Source organism: Acinetobacter sp. 226-1 (assembly GCF_030329325.1).
Classification (GTDB): domain Bacteria; phylum Pseudomonadota; class Gammaproteobacteria; order Pseudomonadales; family Moraxellaceae; genus Acinetobacter; species Acinetobacter sichuanensis.
In genome coordinates this window covers 1-3,649 of record NZ_JACANU010000040.1, presented here as the reverse complement: position 1 = coordinate 3,649, position 3,649 = coordinate 1, and the positions used below count along the sequence as shown (strand labels likewise).

The 3,649-nt window shown below is 32.2% G+C and carries 4 protein-coding genes; 2 read left to right on the top strand and 2 right to left on the bottom strand.

The features are described 5' to 3' along the window. Positions 1 to 144 (top strand): BrnA antitoxin family protein (locus tag HX124_RS17830; RefSeq protein ID WP_286418739.1); only part of this gene is annotated, 144 nt, incomplete at its 5' end. A gap of 49 nt (positions 145 to 193) precedes the next feature. On the opposite strand, the gene HX124_RS17825 is transcribed toward HX124_RS17830, so the two are convergent. Continuing rightward, the gene (locus HX124_RS17825) at positions 194 to 895 is read right to left on the bottom strand and encodes a hypothetical protein (RefSeq protein ID WP_286378563.1); all 702 of its coding nucleotides are present in this window, start codon (positions 893 to 895) and stop codon (positions 194 to 196) included. Between the two features lie 268 nt (positions 896 to 1,163). Here HX124_RS17825 and HX124_RS17820 point away from each other — a divergent pair, with 268 nt between their 5' ends. Continuing rightward, positions 1,164 to 2,168 (top strand): DNA cytosine methyltransferase, encoded by a 1,005-nt coding sequence (locus HX124_RS17820; RefSeq protein WP_286384410.1) that lies wholly within the window; start codon positions 1,164 to 1,166, stop codon positions 2,166 to 2,168. A gap of 35 nt (positions 2,169 to 2,203) precedes the next feature. Here HX124_RS17820 and HX124_RS17815 read toward each other — a convergent pair whose 3' ends face one another. Then, positions 2,204 to 3,094: a HaeIII family restriction endonuclease gene (locus HX124_RS17815; protein WP_286378561.1), complete on the bottom strand. Its 891-nt coding sequence runs from the start codon at positions 3,092 to 3,094 to the stop codon at positions 2,204 to 2,206. Between the last annotated feature and the right edge of the window lie 555 nt (positions 3,095 to 3,649).

Below are 3,649 nucleotides of genomic sequence, written 5' to 3'. Positions count from 1 at the left end.
TATCGCCCAGTGAAGCAACAGACTTCCATTCGTTTAGATGCTGATGTACTTGCATGGTTTAAAGCTCAAGGCAAAGGTTATCAGACACGTATGAATGAAATCTTGCGGGATGCCATGCTAAAAGAATTAAAAAATCATCAATAAAAATGGGAGCTTAGGCTCCCATTTTTGACTGCGTATAACGCCCATTATGTTAAATGGGATTCCACATAACATCTCTACAAAAACTATTACTTAAGCCTAATTTACTCCCAAAATACATGAGATCCTTTTCTCTGTACTCTTGAGAATTACAAGTTTTTATTAAAAGTTTGGTGCATGCTGAATATAGATTTTCTTTATTAGTCTTAGACGGATTTGTTGCTAAAAATTCAGGTAATAAACTATGTAAATATTGCCCTTTTACACTGTTCGTTGCTAATAAAATTGAAAAATCTCTGTCAGATACTACTAAGTAATTTTCTTTGCAAAACTTTTTGATCAACTCTATTTTTTCTGGAGTCCAATTCTGATCATACTTTAGAGCAAAATACTTTAATAAATATAAATACGTTGTCGCATTTTCAACTTTACTATGTTCACTTTTTTTAATAATTTTTTCAGCAGGTTTAGACTTTTCCTCGTTTAAGATAGCAACCCATTTTTTATTATTACATTTAGGGCATGAATAACCTTTTTTTATAAGCCATTCTATAACTTCTTTAGAATAAGCAGCTATTCCTGTGCCACCAATTACTATAGCAATACAGATTGGCATGGCAAAGCCTGTTCCAGCAAAAAAGAAAGAAGTCCAAGCCCATATCCCAAACCCAGAAACTGAACCCCCTATAATTTTCAGTATTAATTCTTTATTTACTTCTTGTGTATGTCCACAACTTTCACAACGTATTTGCATGATTTAATAAAATTAAAAAGGATATTAACTAATATATCAAAGGTTTAAATCTACCAACAAATAATAAATTTTAACTTTAATTTCAGTAGATAAAGTGCATAGGTTTCATTATGAATATTTCCTAAAATTAACATAATACACCTTATGCGAAGTTGCACTTATGAATATTATCATAACGACAACCTAAGACATTTCTCTAAAAAAAGCTGGCCTTTTGATGCCAAAAATGTAAAAATTACATCTAAATATTCAACTGTGTTTTTCTAATATGTCTCTTAAAGTAGCTTCCTTCTTCTCTGGTGCAGGTGGTTTAGATCTTGGTTTTAAACAAGCAGGATTTGACATTATTTTTGCCAATGAATTTGATAAGGATATTTGGGCAACCTATGAGCATAATCATACCAACACAACTCTAGATACCCGTAGCATCACTTTGATTAATGAATCAGAGGTTCCAGACTGTGATGGTATTATTGGTGGACCACCATGCCAAAGCTGGAGTGAAGCTGGTTCTAGAAGGGGAATTAAGGATAAAAGAGGACAGTTATTCTTTGATTTTATTCGTATTCTAAATGCAAAAAAGCCTGCATTTTTCTTAGCAGAAAATGTTAGTGGTATGTTGGCACCTAGACATAAGGATGCACTAGAAAACATTAAAAATACCTTTTTGGAAGCTGGTTATGATTTGCACTTTAAGCTTCTCAATGCTGCTGACTTTGGTATTGCTCAAGATCGAAAACGAGTCATTTTCATTGGTTTTAGAACAGATTTGAATATTCACTATTCTTTTCCAGAAGAAACGAATGAAGTTCATTGTTTAGCAGATATTATTCAAGACCTTGAACATAATGCAGTTCCGGCTTTAAATAAATCAAAACCAAATCCAGAAGTAAATGTAGCAAATCATGAGTATATGACTGGCGGCTTTTCCTCAATGTATATGTCTCGAAATCGCGTTAGGACCTGGGATGAACCCTCATTTACGATTCAAGCTGGTGGTCGCCATGCTCCGATTCATCCTAGTGCACCCAAAATGATTAAGCTTGAACAAGATAAATTTATCTTTTCACCAAAGGGTGAATATAGACGTTTAAGTGTACGAGAATGTGCCCGGATTCAAAGTTTTCCAGACGATTTTATTTTTAAATATTCAGATGTAAATCATGGATATAAAATGATTGGAAATGCCGTAAATGTTGATTTTGCTAAGATTCTAGCAGAAAGTATTATGAATGCATTGAATCAGTCTAAAGCTATATTAAAAGCAAGCTGAAAAAAACGTGAAGCGATAGCTTCACGTTTTTCTTTTTAAAATGAGATAGACCGTTGAGGTACAGGTGCATTATCCATATCTACCACTGAATCAAATTTCAAACTTAATGATTTTCCAAGTAAAAATCTCGAACTGGCTGTATGTAATCGCATATCTAAAATAAAATTATTATTAAACTTCACAATTAAGTGCCCATTGTCAGGATGAATATAGGCATTAATTACAGCAGTTGCATCAGCTACCGAAGTAAAGTCTTTAATCATAATTGTTCTAGTTTTTGGATATACTGCAACTTTTTCAAAAGTTGTATTTCCAACTAAAAATTTAAAATATTTTTTTATAGCAGCTTCATCTGCATATTCTAAAAGATATTTTTTAACTAAATTACAGACATCGCTATATAGATTTGTGATTAAGCTAGGATCTCTTTCTTTTACTAATCTAAACAGATAGTTATCATTTTCCTTATCGCTAAGTAATACTTTTGAATGAAAACGTTCATAAATAGTATTTAGGTCTTTACGGTATTGTGCATCAAGTTCTTTATCTAATATGCCTAATTGATTTTTAATTAGTGCTGCTGGTCTTTGGTGCTTACAAGCATCATGGTTATGTTTTAAAGAAATATTTCGAACCGATTTATCTTTGTAAATTATTCGAATATCTGTAACATCACCTTGTTTAGCAGCCGTATCTTTAAGTCTTTCAATAGAATCAATATCTTGAACTGAAATTTCTTGAATATAGCGTATAGAGAATTCTGAAAAATCCTTTTGTTGCCCTACTGGTAATTCATAAAAATGAACTAGATCTCTAATTTGATCATTTTTTGTTGATCCAATTAGATGAATGTTCAAATTTTGCTGAGTTATTACTTCTACTAATCTTGCTTCTAAAGCACGACCATTATCATTGGACTTTGACATGTGCTATCTCCTTAATAAAAATGGAGATAGTTTCTACTATTTTCCAGGATAATTCAGATTTATATTAAGATTAAATATCCCATAAAAAATTTTATGCAATAAAAAACCCCAACATCCTGTCGGGGTTTTTCGTATTTGCGTCTTAGGTTTAACTCCTGTCGAACCTTTAACATTCCTTGTTGCTGCGTTTTATTATTCTCTGGAGCATCCTGCTCGCTATGGGTTCATGATAGGAAGTTAGGGTGGATCTGTATATTCGCCAATGCCCTAAAATGTTGTACGTTATGGCTTACAAAGCTTAAAAATTATCCTTAGATTTATCCGCACATTTTGTGGATATTTTAACCACTATAAGTCCTGATTGAATTCAGAAAAAGTTAAAATTGGTTATTTTTCAACCTATTTTATAGGCAAAAAATGACAATTTCGTTTAAAAAAACGCCGACATGTAACGAGGTCGGCTTTTTGCGGATGAGTGGCGGTTTTTTAATTAATTAAGTTATTGAAATAAAAAGGATTTAAAAGAACCATTTCGCATAAGGCCCATTATGTTAA